The organism is Acinetobacter sp. CY17, assembly GCF_059515825.1.
This window is the reverse complement of the sequence record NZ_JCAKMX010000003.1, coordinates 203803-222592: the sequence shown is the minus strand read 5'-3', so window position 1 is coordinate 222592 and position 18790 is coordinate 203803. Positions and strand designations below refer to the sequence as shown.

16 protein-coding genes are annotated in these 18790 nt (G+C 42.1%); 9 read left to right on the top strand and 7 right to left on the bottom strand.

All coding sequences use genetic code 11. The features are described 5' to 3' along the window. Window positions 1-85: 85 nt before the first annotated feature. Both AC5YCI_RS03880 and AC5YCI_RS03875 read left to right on the top strand, forming a co-directional pair. Window positions 86-670 carry a cob(I)yrinic acid a,c-diamide adenosyltransferase gene (locus AC5YCI_RS03880; RefSeq protein ID WP_496175255.1) on the top strand — a complete coding sequence of 195 codons (585 nt, stop codon included), beginning with the start codon at window positions 86-88 and terminating at the stop codon, window positions 668-670. A 133-nt stretch (window positions 671-803) separates the two neighbouring features. Further along, window positions 804-1517, top strand: coding sequence for a glycerophosphodiester phosphodiesterase (locus tag AC5YCI_RS03875; protein WP_496128973.1), 714 nt, complete (start codon window positions 804-806; stop codon window positions 1515-1517). Window positions 1518-1553: 36 nt separating this feature from the next. Here AC5YCI_RS03875 and AC5YCI_RS03870 read toward each other — a convergent pair whose 3' ends face one another. Next, the gene (locus AC5YCI_RS03870) at window positions 1554-1976 is read right to left on the bottom strand and encodes an META domain-containing protein (RefSeq protein WP_496175254.1); all 423 of its coding nucleotides are present in this window, start codon (window positions 1974-1976) and stop codon (window positions 1554-1556) included. 256 nt (window positions 1977-2232) lie between these two features. On the opposite strand from AC5YCI_RS03870, the gene AC5YCI_RS03865 reads away from it, so the two are divergent. Together AC5YCI_RS03865 and AC5YCI_RS03860 are read left to right on the top strand one after the other, a co-directional pair. Beyond that, on the top strand, window positions 2233-3396 hold the full coding sequence (locus AC5YCI_RS03865) for an acyl-CoA desaturase (RefSeq protein WP_496128997.1): 1164 nt from the start codon (window positions 2233-2235) through the stop codon (window positions 3394-3396). A gap of 68 nt (window positions 3397-3464) precedes the next feature. After that, window positions 3465-4910 carry a protein adenylyltransferase SelO gene (locus AC5YCI_RS03860; RefSeq protein WP_496128971.1) on the top strand — a complete coding sequence of 482 codons (1446 nt, stop codon included), beginning with the start codon at window positions 3465-3467 and terminating at the stop codon, window positions 4908-4910. Window positions 4911-4948: 38 nt separating this feature from the next. On the opposite strand, the gene AC5YCI_RS03855 is transcribed toward AC5YCI_RS03860, so the two are convergent. The 3 genes from AC5YCI_RS03855 to baeS all read right to left on the bottom strand — a co-directional run bounded on the left by AC5YCI_RS03855 (window position 4949) and on the right by baeS (window position 8890). Continuing rightward, window positions 4949-6304: an amino acid permease gene (locus tag AC5YCI_RS03855; RefSeq protein ID WP_496128970.1), complete on the bottom strand. Its 1356-nt coding sequence runs from the start codon at window positions 6302-6304 to the stop codon at window positions 4949-4951. Between the two features lie 258 nt (window positions 6305-6562). Then, window positions 6563-7249, bottom strand: a complete 687-nt coding sequence (locus tag AC5YCI_RS03850; RefSeq protein WP_496128969.1) for a response regulator — start codon at window positions 7247-7249, stop codon at window positions 6563-6565. A gap of 6 nt (window positions 7250-7255) precedes the next feature. Continuing rightward, a complete protein-coding gene (baeS, locus tag AC5YCI_RS03845) occupies window positions 7256-8890 on the bottom strand; it encodes a sensor histidine kinase efflux regulator BaeS (RefSeq protein WP_496128968.1) in 1635 nt (544 codons plus the stop codon). A gap of 124 nt (window positions 8891-9014) precedes the next feature. Here baeS and AC5YCI_RS03840 point away from each other — a divergent pair, with 124 nt between their 5' ends. The 4 genes from AC5YCI_RS03840 to AC5YCI_RS03825 all read left to right on the top strand — a co-directional run bounded on the left by AC5YCI_RS03840 (window position 9015) and on the right by AC5YCI_RS03825 (window position 14091). Beyond that, the gene (locus AC5YCI_RS03840; protein ID WP_496128967.1) at window positions 9015-9554 is read left to right on the top strand and encodes a hypothetical protein; all 540 of its coding nucleotides are present in this window, start codon (window positions 9015-9017) and stop codon (window positions 9552-9554) included. Window positions 9555-9825: 271 nt separating this feature from the next. Further along, the gene (locus AC5YCI_RS03835; RefSeq protein ID WP_496128966.1) at window positions 9826-11610 is read left to right on the top strand and encodes an acyl-CoA dehydrogenase C-terminal domain-containing protein; all 1785 of its coding nucleotides are present in this window, start codon (window positions 9826-9828) and stop codon (window positions 11608-11610) included. Between the two features lie 103 nt (window positions 11611-11713). Further along, window positions 11714-13495, top strand: a complete 1782-nt coding sequence (locus AC5YCI_RS03830) for an acyl-CoA dehydrogenase C-terminal domain-containing protein (RefSeq protein WP_496128965.1) — start codon at window positions 11714-11716, stop codon at window positions 13493-13495. A 110-nt stretch (window positions 13496-13605) separates the two neighbouring features. After that, window positions 13606-14091 (top strand): phosphate-starvation-inducible protein PsiE, encoded by a 486-nt coding sequence (locus AC5YCI_RS03825; RefSeq protein ID WP_496128964.1) that lies wholly within the window; start codon window positions 13606-13608, stop codon window positions 14089-14091. Here the strand turns inward: AC5YCI_RS03825 and AC5YCI_RS03820 are convergent. Beyond that, the gene (locus AC5YCI_RS03820; protein WP_496128963.1) at window positions 14088-14456 is read right to left on the bottom strand and encodes an RcnB family protein; all 369 of its coding nucleotides are present in this window, start codon (window positions 14454-14456) and stop codon (window positions 14088-14090) included. The two genes, AC5YCI_RS03825 and AC5YCI_RS03820, sit on opposite strands and share 4 nt — an antisense overlap. A gap of 102 nt (window positions 14457-14558) precedes the next feature. On the opposite strand from AC5YCI_RS03820, the gene AC5YCI_RS03815 reads away from it, so the two are divergent. Continuing rightward, window positions 14559-15014, top strand: a complete 456-nt coding sequence (locus tag AC5YCI_RS03815) for a hypothetical protein (RefSeq protein ID WP_496128962.1) — start codon at window positions 14559-14561, stop codon at window positions 15012-15014. A 78-nt stretch (window positions 15015-15092) separates the two neighbouring features. On the opposite strand, the gene AC5YCI_RS03810 is transcribed toward AC5YCI_RS03815, so the two are convergent. Together AC5YCI_RS03810 and znuD are read right to left on the bottom strand one after the other, a co-directional pair. Beyond that, window positions 15093-16559, bottom strand: a complete 1467-nt coding sequence (locus AC5YCI_RS03810) for a phospholipase D-like domain-containing protein (RefSeq protein ID WP_496175253.1) — start codon at window positions 16557-16559, stop codon at window positions 15093-15095. Window positions 16560-16635: 76 nt separating this feature from the next. Beyond that, complete coding sequence (znuD, locus tag AC5YCI_RS03805; RefSeq protein ID WP_496175252.1) at window positions 16636-18720, bottom strand: zinc piracy TonB-dependent receptor ZnuD; 2085 nt, start codon at window positions 18718-18720, stop codon at window positions 16636-16638. Window positions 18721-18790 lie beyond the last annotated feature (70 nt).

Sequence of the window (18790 nt, the reverse complement as noted above, 5' to 3'; positions counted from 1 at the left end):
TCAGTCAGCATTGCAGTCTATTTTGCATCATGTCAGTACGATGGCATTATGCTTGAATTCAACATTCAAAAATAAAGGAACTCTCATGGGTCACCGTTTAAGTAAAATTTATACCCGTACAGGCGATTCAGGCACCACAGGATTGGGCGATGGCTCACGCGTTGCCAAAGATGATTTGCGTATTGAAGCCTTAGGGGATGTCGATGAGCTTAACTCAAGTATTGGCGTACTGCGCTCACACATTGGCATGAGTGATTTAACTGAAGAGCAGAAGGCCAAATGGGATAAATCGCTCAGCTTAATTCAGCATTGGTTATTTGATTTAGGCGGCGAAGTCTGTATTCCAAACTTTAATTTAGTACAGCCTGTTGCCATCGAATATCTAGAACATGATATCGATGCCATGAATGAATCACTCCCTATGCTCAAAGACTTTATTTTACCCGCGGGGAGCTTGGTGTGTAGTTATGCTCATCAGGCACGTAGCGTTTGCCGCCGTGCCGAACGACGCTTAATGGCCGTACATAACCGCGACCAAAATATTCAAGCACCATCTTTGCAATTGCTCAATCGTCTCTCTGATTGGTTATTTGTGGCATCACGCACCCTACAGTTACAAACTGGTGGCCACGAAATGTTATGGCAAAAAAATATTAATGAAAGCATCTAAATTGACCTTTAAAAATAGATGATCTTTCATCCGATCATTCTTGCAATTGAGAATGATCGGAGCAAAATAGCGTCACATTTTTGTCACGTCTCTTGTTTATCATGTCCTTTCTACAGATTTTGATAGGTTTTACATGCGCATAATTGGTCATCGCGGTGCGCGTGGTGAAGCACCTGAAAATACGCTCGGCGGCTTTCAATATATCCAAGATTTAGGCATTCTTGGCGTAGAGTTTGATGTACGTCAACTCAAAGACCATGCCTTAATTGTCATGCATGACGATCAAATGCTCAGAACTACAGGACAAGATAAACATCTTTATGAGTGTAGTGCTGCGGATTTAGCCCAGTATAATCATGCAGTGGCTTGGTCAACTTGGAATCAATTTGAACCTACTCCACTGCTGCAACAAACCTTAAATGTAATTTATAACTTTGATCATATCGAAGTAGAAGTCAAAGCGGTGGCCTCAGCACAACATGCTATGCACCTCACTCAAACCTTACAACAACAATTACAAGGGTTTGAACACAGCGCCATTATTACCAGTTTTGACCATAAAATTCATCACGCCTTGCAGCAGCAAAACTCAACCTTTAAACGGGGTTTACTCATTGAAGATACGCGTGGTGAAAAGGCCATTGAAGATGCATTAAGCTTAGGTTGCTGCCAAATTGGCTGGATGAATGAATTAGCCACGACTGAACTGATTCAAGCGACACAACATGCCAATCTTAACGTCAGTGTGTGGACAGTTAATGAGATTGAACGCGCTAAACAGCTGCGTGATCTAGGTGTTCAAGGCCTGATTACTGACTATCCAAAATTGATGTTAGAGCAACTCTAAGCTTGTAAAAAAGCCCTATTGAATAGGGCTATAGAGTTAAGGTTTTTGCGCCACAATCACACTACGCCCGCGCTCATCCACCAATAGCAATTGCTGGCCACTCAGTTGATAACGGCGCACACTGGCTAAAGCATCAGCAAGTTCTGCTTCTTGTGCCAATGCTTGATCGCAACTGTAATGGCCTGCTTTGGCATCTAATGCTAAGCGCTTTTGCGCCGCCTGCAGTACATAACGTCCGTGAATCGCGTTACATCCTGTATGACCTTGAATCACTCCCAACTGTGAGTTGAGTTTCAAACTTGGTATTTGCCCATAAAAGCGCGCAGCTTTGCCATGGATCTGTTTAATTTGCCATGTAATATCCTGTAAGCCATCACTACTACGAGTTACTTTAAGGGGGCGCTCCTGACTGCCTTTAGATGTGGGGGGGGTTTTGTGCCAGATGGCGTAGTTTGACACGCTACCAAAAACAAGCCAATACACAAAAAACTATTTATTTTTAAAAACTTAGACTGCAACATTTTATAATCATCCTTTTTTTAGCTACGCCTTTCACCCTGTCGCTTTTTCAGTATAAGTCAGGGCTGATATTCTGTTACGGTTTCCTACAATACAAACGTATAATAATACTAGAGTCTGCCTATTTGCTCATGCTAATATGCTTGTCATCTGCACCGATTTAGGTGAGCCGCTGGTCCTAGGAGCGTTGTTGGAGATGAATCCTCCCCTACCCCAAGCCCCGATTAACTGGGTTGCCGTTTTTGCTTTAGTCTTTTTGCCAATTGTTGCCGTTATTGCCATTCCTTTATATGCCATCAACCATGATTTTAGCCTTGCGGCATGGATCAGTATGGTCGTGCTATTAGGCGTCAGCAGTTTAGGCATTACGGCAGGTTACCACCGTTTATGGGCACACCGTGCTTATGAGGCAACCACCCCATTAAAGATTATTTTAATGTTAATGGGAACCTTTGCGGTACAAAATAGTATTTTGTATTGGGGGTCAGGCCATCGTACCCATCACCGTCATGTAGATGATGTGGAAAAAGATCCGTATTCGATTAATAACGGCTTTTGGTATGCGCATTTGGGTTGGATGTTACGTGATTATCCTGCGGCAGAACCTAACTATAAAAATGCCCCTGATTTACAGAACGATAAAATCGTGATGTTCCAGCATAAATATTATGTACCTTTAGTAATTGCGGTACATGCTGCGATTTTACTGCCGCTCGGTTGGGCGGTAGGTGATGTTTGGGGTGTCGTCCTGTTAGGTGGTTTAGTACGTTTAATTTTAAGCCATCATGTGACTTTCTTTATTAACTCACTGTGCCATATGTGGGGTTCGCGTCCTTATACCGACGAAAACACCGCGCGCGATAATTTCTTCTTAGCTGTCGCCACATGGGGCGAGGGTTATCATAACTATCACCATATTTTCCAATACGACTACCGTAACGGGGTGAAATGGTGGCAATATGACCCAACTAAATGGCTCATTTGGAGCTGCTCTAAATTGGGCTTAGCCAAAAACTTACGTCGTATTCCAAGCTTTAATATTAAAAAAGCAGAATTAGCGATGAAGTTTAAATATGCAGAGCAAGACCTAGCCGTCTATGGTCATAACATGACTGAAGATATGGCACAGGCCAAACAACGTATTTCGCAAGAATACGAAGCCTTTAGCCAAACTTTAAATGATTGGGCTAAGCTTAAAGAGCAAGAAATTCAACATAAAAAAGCCGCTGTGGCAGAAAAAATCCACCAAATGGATGACAAGCTTAAAGCTGAGTTCCATCAGGTCGAACAACGCCTCTCCCAGCATCGTGAAGCACTCAATCACGTTATGCGCAGCATTAAAAAGAATAGCGCTGCTTAATACAACAAGCCCCGATTTCGGGGCTTTGTTTGTTATAGTGACTGTTCAAGCTACGAGTATTTTGGTTTATGCAATTTAATTCCCGTTATCCAAGTCTTCCCTCTAAGCTCTATCATGAGCAAATGCCTGCGCCTTTAAATGGGGCCAAAGCTGGACATTTTAATGCAGCCCTTGCCAAGCAATTACAATGGTCTGAACAAGAACAGGCTGATTGGGTTGAGATTTGTAGCGGGCAAAAAACCTTTCGCGAGTTTCAACCGCTCGCCATGGTCTATGCAGGTCATCAATTTGGACAATGGGCAGGACAACTAGGTGATGGACGTGGGCTACTCATTGCACAAATCCTAGATCAAGCTGGTAAAACCGTTGATCTACATTTAAAAGGTGCAGGTTTGACCCCGTATTCACGTATGGGCGATGGCCGTGCTGTACTACGCTCGACAATTCGTGAATATTTAGCAGGTCATGCACTCAACAGTTTAGGTATTGCTGCCAGTAATGCGGTAGGTTTTACTTCTTCAGATCAAGGGGTGCAACGCGAAAAACTAGAACGTGGTGCGATGTTATTACGCACCTCAGATTGTCATATTCGTTTAGGGCATTTCGAATGGATTAATCAATATCAAGGTGATTTACTGCCTGAATTTACACAAAAATGTATCGAATGGCATTACCCTGAATGCCTTGATGCAGAGCAACCCATCCTCGCCTTTGCCACCCGTGTGATTCAGCGTACTGCGGTGATGATCAGTCACTGGCAATTGGTCGGTTTTGCACATGGCGTGATGAATACCGATAACTTAAATATCACTGGCAGTACCTTAGATTTTGGCCCATTTGGTTTTATGGAGCGTTTCCGCCCCCACTGGATTAACAATCATTCCGATCATCAAGGGCGTTATAGTTACCAAAATCAACCCAGCATGGGACATTGGAATTTATGGCAATGGCTGAATAATTTAGTGCCTTTATGTCCAAATCACTATGATAAAGCACAATGGAAACACGATTTAGCTGCCTGTTTAGAACACTTTGAACCGACCTTTTTAGAACATTATAAGTTGGGTTTAGCGGAAAAAATGGGCTTACCAAGTTTCCATAAAGACAGTTTTGACTGTGCCATGGCATTTTTACGCATTTTACAAAGTGAACAACTAGATTACACGCAAAGCTTTATTCGCCTGCAAAATCAAGACTACACCGCGCTATTAGATGATTGTTTGGATCGTCGTCAATTTGAAAGTTTCTTAAGCCAATATCAAAGTATTCGTGAACATCAAGATATTGCAGCGTTAAATCAACGTATGACTGAAGTTAATCCACAGTATATTTTGCGCAACCACATGGCGCAAAAGGCGATTGAATTGGCTGAGGGCAATGATTTTTCAGAAGTGGAGCGTTTGTTTGATTTACTCAGCACACCGTTTATCAAGCAGCCTGATTTAGAACATGCTGAAGATTTAGCACCTCTACCAAGTGACCAACCCGAATTGGTAGTGAGTTGCTCAAGTTAAAAATCATTAAAAATGGACTCAATTGAGTCCATTTTGATTTAAGTTTTTTGTTTATAAAACACTTTAAATAAGATAAACAGTAAAGCGATCCATACCGGTAACATCAGTACCGAAAGCATAAAGCCTTGCATCCACATCACATATAAAATCACCGCCATAAAGGCCAAAACCAAATAGTTGGTTAAGGGTGCAAAGAGTGCGGGAAATTTAGATTGAATGCCTTGTTGTTGCATGGACTTTCTAAACTTTAAGTGGATTAAGCTAATCATCACCCAATTGAGCACTGCCGCTGCGACCACAATATAAATTAAATAACTCAAGGCTTTTTCAGGCACAAAATAATTCAGCAATACGCAGCCAAAAATCAGCAATGCAGAAAATAATACCGCTGCAACTGGAATACCTTTGTCATTTACACGTTTAAAGACTTGAGGTGCATTGCCCTGCTCTGCAAGACCTAACAACATACGGCTATTGGCATACATGCCACTATTACAGACCGAAAGTGACGCGGTTAAAATAATAAAGTTGAGTAAATGTGCTGCCCAATCAATCCCGATTAAATTAAAAATCATCACAAAAGGACTGTGCTCTAAATCGCCTAAACTGAGCTGATTCCAGGGTACTAAAGACAGTAAAATGGCTAACGAACAAATATAAAATAAAAACACCCGAATCACGGTTTGATTGACGGCTTTAGGAATATTGTGATCTGGGTTTTCGGTTTCTGCTGCCGCCATACTAATGAGCTCAATGCCACCAAAAGCAAACATCATAAAGGCCAACATATAAAATAGCCCTTCAAAACCATTGGGGAAAAAGCCACCATGTGCCCATAGATTGCTGATTGATGCTGCTGAGTTGACATCGGCAGTGAATAGCAAATACACACCAAACAAAATCATCATAAGAATGGCGAGGACTTTGATGAGAGAGAGCCAAAACTCAGACTCGCCATAAATCTTGACATTGGCCAAATTCATGACAGTGACCAACACAAAGAAAAATAAAACTGATGCCCACGCGGGAATCTCTGGCCACCAATAATTAATATATTTACCAATGGCAGTCAGTTCCGTCATGGCCACTAAAATATATAAAATCCAGTAGTTCCAACCCGTTAAAAAGCCTGAAAACTTACCCCAATATTTAAAAGCAAAATAACTAAACGAACCTGTGACGGGTTCGTGCACGATCATTTCGCCCAATTGGCGCATAATTAAAAACGCAATCAACCCGCCAATCAGATAGCCCAAAATAATCGATGGGCCTGCCGATTGGATAATATGTGCAGAACCTAAAAAAAGTCCCGTACCAATCGCACCGCCCATGGCGATGAGTTGAATATGACGATTCTTTAAACGGCGCTGTAGTTTTGGCGTTTCGTGGTGCAAAACACCCTCTCAATATCAAGCAAAACTAAATTGTATAGGCTGAATTTGCATTCACCTAGTCTGAACTGATCAGAGACTGAGTGATTAAAACTCAGGATTCTCTTAGCGCTTGAGATCTGGCATTTTTTATTCTGTATATTCAAGGTTGTGCTTTACACAACCTTAACTCTGGCAGAGGGTGATGACATTTTGTTGTGAAATAATAAAAAAGCGAATAGGCTCGGCTATTCGCTTTTTATGCTGCTCAATCTGAATCAATTAATCTTCAGGATATTCAAAACGGTAGCCTACCCCATACACTGCTTGAATCCATTCATGACGATTACCGGTTTCCGCAGCATCAGAAATTTTACGGCGTAAGTTTTTAATATGACTGTCAATGACACGATCGGCCACATCAAAACTGTCTGGATTAATATGATCTAGCAATTGTGCACGCGAATACACTTGTCCCACATGCTCTAAAAATAGTTCCAATAAACGAAATTCTGTTGGCGTGAGGTTCAGTGGTTTTTGTTGATACCAAATACGCTGTTGACCTTTATCCATACGGAATAAACTATTTTGTTCAGGCTCCGCTTTACGGTCTAAACGGCGCAACACCGCTTGCACCCGCGCCACCAATTCTTTTGGGCTAAATGGTTTACATACATAATCATCTGCACCCATATTTAAACCTAACACGCGGTCAATTTCTTCAGTACGTGCCGTGGTCATAATGATGGGTAAATCTGATTGTTCACGTACTTTACGACAAATGGTTAAACCATCCATACGTGGCACCATTAAATCTAAAACCATTAAATGCGGTTTACGTTGTAAAAAGCTGTCGTAGGCTTCTTGACCATCATGAAACATACTGACTTCTAAGCCTGCTGCTTCTAAATAGTCACGTACCAACTGTGCGAGTTCGACCTCATCTTCCACCAGCATAATATGTTTCATGTTGCGTTATCCTTGATTGTGCAATGTTTTTGGAAAGGTCAGTTTGCAGCGCAAACCACCTAAAGGAGAATGTTCAAACGTTAATCTACCACCTAAAGCCTGTGCAATTTGGCGCGATAATGCCAAGCCTAAGCCTGTACCACCGGTGGCGCGAGTGCGTGAATCATCGACTCGGTAGAAGCGTTCACCTAGACGCGCCAATTGCTCATCACTCAGACCCAAAGGACTGTCATCCACGTAAACCGTCCATTCGGTTGGGCTGTCATGGCTATGAATCTGCACTTCACCGCCTGCATCGGTATAACGTAAGCTATTACCAATTAAATTGACCATAATTTGTTTAAAACGATCAGGGTCTAATTGTAAACTGGCATCTTGTCCAACGGCATGGATGTCAATATTGGCTTGAGCAAAACTTGGTTTAAAGTTTTCTACTTCTTGCTCAATCACTTGCCAAGGATTAACTTGGGTAAAGTAACAACTGAGCTGCTGCGCATCGGCTTGGGCTAAATCAGCTAAATCTTTGGTGAGTTTTTTTAAGCTGGTCACTTGACGTAGCATGGCGTCTAAATGTTCAGGCGTTGCTTTACGAATGCCATCTTGCATGGCTTCAATTTGTGCCTGTAAAACAGCTAAAGGTGTTTTTAGTTCATGTGATGTATCGGCAACCCACTGACGGCGTGAGGTTTCATGTTGATCTAAAATCGAAGCCAATTGATTGAGTTGCTTGGATAAATCACCTAGTTCATCATTACGATTGACCATCACTTGATGTTGATAATTGCCTTTGGTTAACTCGCGTGTACCCTGCAATAACCTTTGAATTGGGGTTTTAAAATAGGTGGCAAGCAGTAATGCCACAATTAAACTGGCCAAGAAACTTAAGCCATAAATCAAAAATAAATAGCGTTTTTGATTGCTAAAGAAGTTAATACTTAAGGCATCATCTTGCTCTAAAACAGGTTTGAGCGCTAAATAGCCCACCACTTTTTCATCAACGACTATTGGACGCCATGAGGTTTGTGCAGGCGATGGCTCACCGACAATAAATTGCTTTTTAGCATCATATAAACCTAAGCGCGTGCCTAAACCCAAACGGTCAGGCATAGAAATAAATTGCTTTTTACCATCGTTATTTTGTTTTTGATCGCCACGGAAACTACTGATATTGAGTGGAAAACTCAAACCTTCAAACGGCACATATTCTGAGGGTAAATTCAGCTCAATACGGCGCAACTCTTCAGGGTCAATGACACTTTCACTGGCTACAGTACCATTCACGGCTGCGGCTACATTCATTAAAGTATGTTCTTCAAAATAACGTTGCTGCTGGGCAATATCATACTGACGACGCAACCACCAGCGCGATAAACGGTCGTAATCTTCAGGCCCAGCTTCGCCTTCAATTTGCAAAATTTGCGCTTGAATTGCATTGCCCCAATCATGATGCATACTGTAAACACCGCTTAAATTATTTACCAACAAATCAAGCTTTTGCATTTCCACATCAGCTACGTACTTGGCAAAGTTTTTTTGCATAGTCCAATGCAATACCCCAAGACTGACTGTCGTAATCAGTAAGGACGTAAGTAACACGGTGAGAAATAAGCGTAAGGCAATGGGAACGCGACGAATGTTCACAGGCTGCTCTCTAAACAGGAGAAAGCTATTGTACCCAACAGCATACTAAAAAACTCTCCATTGTTTCTTCATCTTTATTATTTAATCTTTAACCCACAAAAATCTGGGTTTTAGGGACAATACAATGATGAAAAAAATCGCAATTGCAAGCAGCGCAGTCTGTGCAACATTACTACTCAGCGCGTGTCAATCCAATACGCAAGTCCAACAACCAAAACATGAACGTATGCTCAAACAGCATCAAGATGGTCGTATGGCAAAGCATCAGCATATGCGCAGTATGCATAAAGCGACTCAACACGCCTGTGTAGGCAAAAAGGTCGGTGACCCAGTGAATTTAACCCTTGGTCAACGTCAGCTAAATGGCAGTTGCGAGATGGTGTTTATGCCAGAACGTGGTCAAAAAGCCTTAAAGTCACATTATAAAATGCAGGCGTCTCAGCCAAAATCACGTAACAGCGTGCTGACTGATGCCGAGCGTGCTGAAATGGTCAAACAATTTGATTTACGTTTAGCACAGCGCCAAGCGCAGCAAAAAGCGATCCAAACTGCTTGCCAAGGTCAAAGCGCAGGTAAGGCCGTACACATTACATTTGCTGATCAGACCATCAATGGTCAATGCCAATTGAAATTTAAGCCGCAGCTGCAAACCAAAGTGGCTTAAAGCGAGGCTAAATTTAAAAGACGCTTGAATAGCGTCTTTTTTTTGTTTTACATAACTGCCACTTAAATTGACTATACCTGATCTTTTTTTAGCTTAAAATTTTTATAAATTAAGTCACTTAGCTCTGCTGCAATTTTTTTCTTTGACTTTTGAGTCATGCTTTCATCTAGCCCTATTTTTTAATCTCAGTATATAAAAGAATCAAAATTTATAGATCTAAAAGTATATCAATCAGCACCAGTGATGGTCCTGACCAAGGGAGAATAATCAGATGCCACAATACAAAGCGCCGTTACGTGATATGCAATTTGTACTGCATGAAGTATTAAATGCCGAGCAACATTATGCTGCTTTGCCTGCCTTTCAGGATACAGTGAGTCGTGAGCTCATTGACCAATATTTACAAGCTGCTGCAGATTTCTGTGAACATGAATTATCGCCTTTAAACCAAGTAGGCGATCAAGAAGGCTGCCGCTGGAACGATGGTGTTGTGACCACACCAACGGGCTTTAAAGCAGCCTATCAAAAATACATTGAACTGGGTTTTCCCTCTTTGTCTGCCGACCCTGAATTTGGTGGCCAAGGTTTACCAAATTCCTTAGGCATTACCGTATCTGAAATGGTGGGCACCGCCAACTGGGCTTGGGGTATGTATCCTGGTTTGTCACATGGCGCTGTACGTACCCTAGAGCATCATGGTTCAGATGAGCAAAAAGCCACCTATTTACCTAAATTGGTTTCTGGTGAGTGGACTGGGACTATGTGTTTAACCGAAGCACATGCGGGTTCTGATTTGGGTATTATTCGTAGCAAAGCTGAACCCAATGCAGATGGCAGTTATGCAATTAGCGGTGAGAAAATCTTTATCTCTGCGGGTGAGCATGACATGTCAGAGAATATTATCCATATTGTCTTGGCACGTTTACCCGGCGCACCCAAAGGCACTAAAGGTATTTCGCTGTTTATTGTGCCTAAACTGATTGATGGTCAAGCCAACGGCGTTCGTTGTGGTTCGATTGAACATAAGATGGGCATTCATGGTAATGCCACTTGTGTGATCAATTTTGATCATGCCAAAGGTTACTTAATTGGACCGGAAAATCGTGGTCTCAATTGCATGTTTACCTTTATGAATACCGCACGTATTGGTACGGCAGTACAAGGCTTATCTGCTGCAGAAAGCTCCTTCCAAGGGGCGCTGGCCTATGCCAAAGACCGTTTAGCCATGCGTTCACTGTCTGGGGTTAAAGAACCAGAAAAAGACGCTGATCCTATTATTGTGCATCCTGCGGTGCGTAATATGTTGCTCACCCAAAAGGCTTTTGCAGAAGGTGGTCGTGCTTTAATTTATGATTTAGCCCAATATGCAGATGTAGTCGAAAAAGCACAAGATGCTGCTACACGTGAAAAAGCAGACAATATTTTGTCGCTACTGACTCCAATTGCCAAAGCCTTTTTAACTGAAACAGGCTATGAAGCTGCCAATAAAGGCGTGCAAGTATTTGGGGGTCATGGCTTTATTGCTGAACATGGTATGGAACAAATTGTCCGTGATACCCGAATTGCCTGCCTATACGAAGGCACAACTGAAATTCAAGCGATTGACTTAATTGGGCGTAAAGTTTTGGGTTCCAAAGGTAAATTGTTAGAAGACTTTGCAAGCATCATTGAAAGCTTTATTCAAGCCCATCAAAATGACTCAAGCATGCAACAATTTATTACCCCTCTTGCCAAATGGGCACAAAATCTAACTCAAGTCACGCAAGAAATTGCCGAGCGTGCGCAGCAAAATCCTGAAGAAGTCGGTGCTGCGGCAGTGGACTATTTACACTTCGCTGGCTATGTAACACTTGCCTATTACTGGGCCCGTATGGCGTATACTGCACAGCAAGCACTCGCTGCTGGCACAACAGAAACTGCCTTTTATCAAGCAAAAATCAGCACGGCGCAGTTCTACTTTAATAAATTGCTACCACGCGTACGCGCTCATATAGCCGTAATTGAAACCGGTGCTGAATCATTAATGCAGTTAGATGCTGAACATTTTGCTTTCTAACTGATTTTTCTTAACACTTAGTGGGACACTCATTGCAATGGGCGTCCCTTTTGTTTATAAAAAGTACAAAACCAATTAAATACAACAACGAGGTGAGTCAATAATGCCAATTTATAATGCACCACTTGCAGATATGAAATTTATTCTCAATGACGTTTTTCATGCTGCTTCATTTTGGCAAGCCAACCCAAAACTTGCGCATATTGATACGGCAACCGCAGAAGCTATTTTAGAAGAAATGGCGAAATTTAGCCAAAACGTGACATTACCTTTAAACCGTACAGGTGATGAACAAGGTGCACAAATTAAAGATGGTGTGGTGACGACACCTGAGGGCTTTAAAGCCGCCTTTGAACAATATGCCCAAGGCGGCTGGTTAGGTTTAGGTGCCGATGAAGAATGGGGCGGTCAAGGCATGCCAAAAATGCTGACTGTGCTCAGCGATGAAATGCTGTTTGCCACCAATCCCGCTTTTACCTTGTATTCGCTTCTATCTGTAGGCGCAGGTTTAGCCTTAGACAGTTATGCCTCGCAACAACAAAAACAAACCTATTTACCTAAAATGTATAGTGGTGAATGGGCAGGGACCATGTGCTTAACAGAGCCACATGCTGGTACAGATTTAGGTATCATTAAAACCAAAGCCGAGAAAAATCCAGACGGCTCTTACAATATTACTGGCACTAAAATCTTTATTACTGGTGGCGACCATGATTTAACTGAAAATATTATTCATCTGGTCTTGGCCAAGACCCCAGATGCACCTGCCGGTTCACGTGGTATCTCCTTGTTTATTGTACCTAAAATTTTAGTGAATGCCGATGGTTCATTAGGTGAACGCAATCATGTCGCAGCAGGTTCCATCGAACATAAAATGGGGATTAAAGGCTCCGCGACTTGTGTGATGAATTTTGACGGCTCCAAAGGTTTTATTGTCGGTCAAGAACATGAAGGCTTAGCCGCCATGTTTGTAATGATGAATTACGAACGTTTATCAATGGGCATTCAAGGTTTAGGCGCTTCTGAATTTGCCTACCAAAATGCTGCACAATATGCTACAGATCGCTTGCAAGGGCGCAGTGCCGAAGGAGTTCAATCTCCTGGAAAACCAGCTGATTCAATTTTAGTACATGCCGATGTACGTCGTATGTTGCTCAACGCACGCGTCAATAACGAAGCTTCACGCGCTTTTGCAGTGTACGTAGCGCAGCAACTCGATATCACTAAATTTTCTAACAACCCAGAAGCAGTCAAAGCCGCCAACGAGCGTGTTGCGCTACTTACTCCTATTGCCAAAGCCTATCTGACCGATACCGCTTTTCAAGCCGTGTTAGATGCACAAATGTGCTTTGGCGGGCATGGTTACATTCGTGAATGGGGTATGGAACAATGTGTACGTGATTTACGTATTGCACAAATTTATGAAGGTACCAATGGCATTCAATCCCAAGATTTAATTGGCCGTAAAACCATTAAATGCCAAGGTGCATTCTTAACTGACTATATTGATGAAATTCGTGATTTTGCTAATCAACTCGATGCAGAGCTGAATTTTATTAAAGATGCCACCTTAGATGCCGCAACAGAACTCGAATCGGTGACGCAATTTATTTTAGAAGCTGCTCAGGAAAATCCAAACTTTGCCAATGCAGTGGGAGTGGATTATTTACATGCTGTTGGATTACTCAGCTTTAGTTATATGCTGGCACGTATTGCCCATGCAGCACAGGGCAAAGCTGGCGATTTCTACCAAGACAAACTCACCCTTGCCATTTATTTTGTGCAACGCATTTTACCTGAACTCCCAATGCGCATCAGTAAAATCAAATCAGGTGCCGATGTCATTATGAGCTTTAGCCCTGAATACTTTACTCGTCAGGCTTAAAAACCACTCTTAAGAAAATACCTGCTGTATGCGGGTATTTTTTTGCTGAAATGTGCATAAAAATTGCATGATTTTTCTTGTAAATATATTCAAAACAGCGAGATAACATCATGGCCAAATCACATCCACTAGAGCGCTATTTAGATCAATTTGGCAATCGGATTGTTGAGGGTTTTCATTATAGTGCTTTGTTTATTATTGGCTGTATGGTGATTTGGTCCGCAGGTCATACAGTTTGGGATATTTTAACTGTTAAACAATATGCAGCAATTGATGATATTTTACTGTTATTCATTTATTTAGAACTGGGTGCCATGGTAGGGATTTACTTTAAAACCAACCACATGCCCGTACGTTTTTTAATTTATATCGCCATCACTGCTTTAACTCGCTTACTCATTTCTGACATTCAACATGATCATAAAGCAGACATGGATTTAGTCATTATTACAGGTTCTATTTTAATTTTAGCTGCAGCCATTTTGGTGGTACGCTTTGCTTCATGGCATTACCCATCGGTGATTCGCAATAAAGAACAAGAACAAGCTTTACCGCAAGACAAAACGCCCCGCCCACAAGATGACGAATTGGCTTAACGCTGCGGCACTAAAGCATAACGCCCATTTTCATAAATCCAATACATACCCCTTGGCGGTGCAGGCAAACCTAAACGCTGCCAATCGGAAATAAAAACATAGTTGGAGCTTTGAATATAAGACGTGGCTGGCTGACCATTGACAAAACTATAACTTTGAGTGTTTTGTACCACCGTCGTTGGGCCTTGATATTGAATAGAAACATGCGGCTGTGGACGTGGCCACTGCGCTGGATGTGGTGGTTTAGGGCGCATCGGGCGCTGGATTTTTTTCTCTACTCCACGATAGCCTGCCCACGGACTCTCTGCCCAGACTTGCGGACTTAGCAAAGCAACTAACAGCGTATAAGCCAAAAATTGACGCATGTTTTTTATCCTGATTGACTTTTAACTAGCATAACAAGTTGGCTTTTAAAGCAAAACCAAGTTTATGTTAAGATAGCTTTTTTTCTGGCTGAGTGAAGTATTGTGGCTGAACAATTAAGTTTCGACCGTCTCTATGAGTATTTCTGCAAAGTACCGAGTGTGCGTAAGGCGTTAATCGAAAGCTATGGCACCGATGGTCAGCATGCATGGTGGTTTAAATTCCAAATTAATGTTGAGCATCCATTGGCATGGCAAACGGTACAAGAACTGGGTCATGTTTTAAATTATATTTCAAAAAATGAACGCTTACCGACCCAATTCTTACCTGTCTCACCACCACCTTATATGAACGGTGAAGCCAAAGACTTTTTATCGTGGGTGATTCAATGTAACCATGCCGATTTTCCACCAGATGTGGTGTGTGATTGGCTAGAAGCACGTTTACCAAATCCTGTAAATGATGCAGAGAAATGGAAAATTAAAACCAAGATTGAAGAGCTTGATCAATTAAGCGATAAAGAACTTGATCAAATGGTACCACCAAATCCACAGCCTTAAAGAATCCCTCCTAACCTCCCTTTAAAAAAGGGAGGAATTCCCTCTCCTTTTAGGAGAGGCTTAGGGAGAGGTAAAGCACTAAAACGTCCCGATGCCACTCCATTCCATCAAGCGATAGAGCGCATATTTTAATTTAGACGCATCGGCATATTTGGCATAGTCGACACTGATTTGCTTGCCGTCTAAATTTGACCATGCAGTGTTAAAATACTGCTCTGCATCTTGAAACACCTGTGCATCGCGACTGCCAATTACACGTAAATTACTTTCTAAATTATAATTTTTTAAATTACGTGCGGTGTAATTGGCTGAACCTAAAATGATCTCTGTATTGTCCACATCGCGTTTAATTAGCATTTTGCTATGACATTGTTCACCTTGGGTATTACACCAACGCACATCAATCCCTGCTTGATGTAATTCTGCTGCGACAGGGCGATTTGGAATACCATTTTTAGTGCGACCAAACGCATCTTTATTGGGATCAAGGAGTACGCGTACTTTTACACCACGCTGATGTGCCGCAATCAGCTCTTCAATCACACGACGTTCAGATAGATAAAACATCGCTAAATCTAGTTCTACATCGGCTTTCTTGCTACTAATAATACTCTGTAAAACCGCATCATAAATGGCTTTTTCAGTCAGTAATTGCACTTGCGGCTGGGTTTTCTCGGCTTCAAAATCACCCACAATCAGCATCGGCATATTGGCTTTGGACATCTGCCCCACACTGTGTTCAGTATTCAGCACATCAATTGCTGTATGCCCTTTGACCCATAACGCGACATTGGAATGGCGTGAGCTACCATCATGGGTATTCATGGAAGTCACCAAAGTTTGCCAACCAGTTGCCGAATCCACCACCAAAACTTTACGATGATTAGCTTTAAAGTTGGCAAGATTTAAATAGCTGCGTAAAGTCACTTTGCCCGCACCGACAGGATTGGGTAACCAACCGCCTTGCGGATTATTTTGAATACCTTGACAGCATAAATACCAAAAACTTGACCATAACGGATTAGAGGCACGTAACGGGGTTAAATCGGTTTCAATCACATCAATACCGGCTTGACGCATTTGACGATAATGCTCAGGCTGCACACCGCCATAAACTGAGTTAATTGGATCAGTAATCACTTTAATGTCGATATTTGGATTGAAGTAACGCTTTTGAATTAAGGCTTGGCTGAGCTGTTGTGTTAATGGGCGATGCTCAAGCTTTGACTCGCCTGTTTCCGCATTCAATAAAAACATATCCAGCACAATCAAGCTTTGGGCTTCATCAATCATCTTGAGCATGCGATCAAAAATCATCTGCTGCGTGTGTGGCTTGCCATGTTGATCAACATAAGTTTGATCACTTAAGAACTCCACTTCGGCATGCCGTAATTTACCAGTGTAGTTTAAGCCCTCAGGCAAGGGTTTATAGATATGATAAGCACCTGATGCCACAAGGCTGAGCAATAAAATCGCAATCATCACAGCAATATAACGACGAAGTGACCAATTTAACTTGGTGTGAATTCTCTGGAAGATACGCATAACAAAAAACCTAGTCCAATGCGCTCAGACTAGGTTTTATTGTATGAATTTTCAAGGGCTTTTCTGTGTATTTGGCTTAGAAGTCAAACTCTAGGCCCACAGTAAAGTTACGTCCCACCTGTGGAATATTCGATAGGAAAGAGGCATGAGAATAGACTTGATCATCTAATAAATTATTGGCTTTTAAATACACGCGGTAGTCTTGATCATTAGCATAACGACCCGTGTAATTTAAGCCGACATTGACCATATTATAGCCTTGGGTTTGTTGTTCAAAGTCAGCAAACTTGTCTTGTTTAAACACATGATAATACTCAGCACTACCCGACCACTGATCATCAAATTGGGCATTGACTTTGGTGCCTAAACGACCGGCAGGAACACGTGGTGCGTTATCACCATCAATTTTGCCACGTACATAGTCACCAAATACACTCATATGATAGGTGTCATTGAGTTTATAACCTACTTGTGCCTCTGTACCGTAAAATTTAGCTTGATCTTGGCTATATTGTACTAAACGGAAGTTTTCATAACTATCTAAAGTTGCTGCATAAATATAGTTATCAAACCAATTATGGTAAACATGCAGATGATAATCTAATTTATCCCCTTCATAATGCAGTCCTGCTTCTAAGTTATTGGATTTTTCGACATCTAGATTTTCATTGCCCAACTCATAGGTATTGGTAGCAAAGTGTTTACCATTGGCATACAGCTCTTGTGCCAACGGCAGACGCTGTTGATGTGAACCCACCACAGAGAGTTTATAACTTGGTGCAAATTCCCAATTGGCTGCCATAGAGCCTGAGAAAGCAGTCTCATCATGATCTTTTTGCGTCGAATCAATATCAATTTTTTGCTGATCCACACGCGCACCAACTTCTAAATGTACATCACCCACTTGCTTATGTTCTAAGCCAAAGATGCTCCATTTTTTAGTTTTACTTGGTGCCAACAGGGTTTCTGTGCCCGTAATTTCTAGATCTTGCTGACTGTATTGCGTACCAATCACGCCTTCCCAACCGTTTACAGGCTGGTGTACCAATTCTAAACGACCGTCATAGCCCTTATTTTTAAAGTTGGTTAAGACTTCGCCGCTTTCAATTTCGTCATGTTTATAATCAGTGTAGCTTGCGTGGGCACGTAACTTATCAAAGCCTTTAAAAGGCTGCTCTAACTCGGCACGTAAATCGTAACGTTCTGATTTTAAATCCACCCAAGGGCCAGCATGTGCATGCTCGTGATCATCGTGTCCATGCTCGTCATGGTCGTCGTGGTCATGATCATCATGACCATGACCGTGATCATTGCCAGCACAGTGTAAGTGATCACCATGTGGATGGCAGCTTTCATATTCATGGCTATGTCCTGGCAAGCCATATTGATCCTGACGATTGCTATACGCTAAACCTACAAAGCCACGCTCATGAATCCAAGAACCCCCAATATTTACAGTTTGACCTTCAGCAAAGGTATTACCCACACGGCGCTCTTTTTCTAATTCACCATCATGCTCATGGAAATAATCTGGTGCAATATAATCATTGGCTTTACGCGTTAAGCCTTCTACACGTAAAGCAAATTGATCACCTAGAGCAGCGGTCACGCCAGCACTCGCCAGTTTTTCATCACTTCCTGAGTTGTAACGTAGACCTACTGTGCCCTCTAAACCATCTTTAGGCATTTGGGTCGGAATTTTTTGATCAGTGACATTGACCAAACCACCGACTGTACCTGCTGCATATAGTAGTGTCGATGGGCCACGAATCACTTCGACTTGTTTGGCTAATAGAGGATCAACAGTCATTGCATGGTCAGGTGATAAAGTCGCAGCATCCGCCGTTTCTGAGGCATGTTGTAATACTTTAACGCGAGCCCCATCTTGACCACGAATCACAGGACGACTTGAGCCTGAACCATATTGATTCGAATATACCCCCAGCTCATCAGCCAAGGCATCACCAATGGTCGGCGCACGTTGGCTGAGTTGCTTTTGATCAATCACATGATCGGCCACGGCAAAATCAGCCGCTGTTTGCACCAATGGATGTGCAGTCAATTGAATGGTATCTAAAGTTGCAGTTGTTTCCTCAGCAAGACTCAGTGGCGCCACTGAGGCAAAAATTGCAAGTGTAATCAGGTTCTTATGTAGGGACATGACTTAAGGCTCAAAGTCGGTAAAATCAGAATGATGTTATAATATAACATTTCATTATTTTTGCAATAAA

Excerpts from the sequence above, each read along its gene's own strand:
- AC5YCI_RS03875 (WP_496128973.1), top strand. The coding sequence starts at position 804 with ATGCGCATAATTGGTCATCGCGGTGCGCGTGGTGAAGCACCTGAAAAT.
- AC5YCI_RS03880 (WP_496175255.1), top strand. The coding sequence starts at position 86 with ATGGGTCACCGTTTAAGTAAAATTTATACCCGTACAGGCGATTCAGGC.
- AC5YCI_RS03840 (WP_496128967.1), top strand. The coding sequence starts at position 9,015 with ATGATGAAAAAAATCGCAATTGCAAGCAGCGCAGTCTGTGCAACATTA.
- AC5YCI_RS03835 (WP_496128966.1), top strand. The coding sequence starts at position 9,826 with ATGCCACAATACAAAGCGCCGTTACGTGATATGCAATTTGTACTGCAT.
- AC5YCI_RS03810 (WP_496175253.1), bottom strand. The coding sequence starts at position 16,559 with ATGCGTATCTTCCAGAGAATTCACACCAAGTTAAATTGGTCACTTCGT.
- AC5YCI_RS03825 (WP_496128964.1), top strand. The coding sequence starts at position 13,606 with ATGGCCAAATCACATCCACTAGAGCGCTATTTAGATCAATTTGGCAAT.
- AC5YCI_RS03860 (WP_496128971.1), top strand. The coding sequence starts at position 3,465 with ATGCAATTTAATTCCCGTTATCCAAGTCTTCCCTCTAAGCTCTATCAT.
- AC5YCI_RS03820 (WP_496128963.1), bottom strand. The coding sequence starts at position 14,456 with ATGCGTCAATTTTTGGCTTATACGCTGTTAGTTGCTTTGCTAAGTCCG.
- AC5YCI_RS03830 (WP_496128965.1), top strand. The coding sequence starts at position 11,714 with ATGCCAATTTATAATGCACCACTTGCAGATATGAAATTTATTCTCAAT.
- AC5YCI_RS03850 (WP_496128969.1), bottom strand. The coding sequence starts at position 7,249 with ATGAAACATATTATGCTGGTGGAAGATGAGGTCGAACTCGCACAGTTG.
- AC5YCI_RS03865 (WP_496128997.1), top strand. The coding sequence starts at position 2,233 with ATGAATCCTCCCCTACCCCAAGCCCCGATTAACTGGGTTGCCGTTTTT.
- znuD (WP_496175252.1), bottom strand. The coding sequence starts at position 18,720 with ATGTCCCTACATAAGAACCTGATTACACTTGCAATTTTTGCCTCAGTG.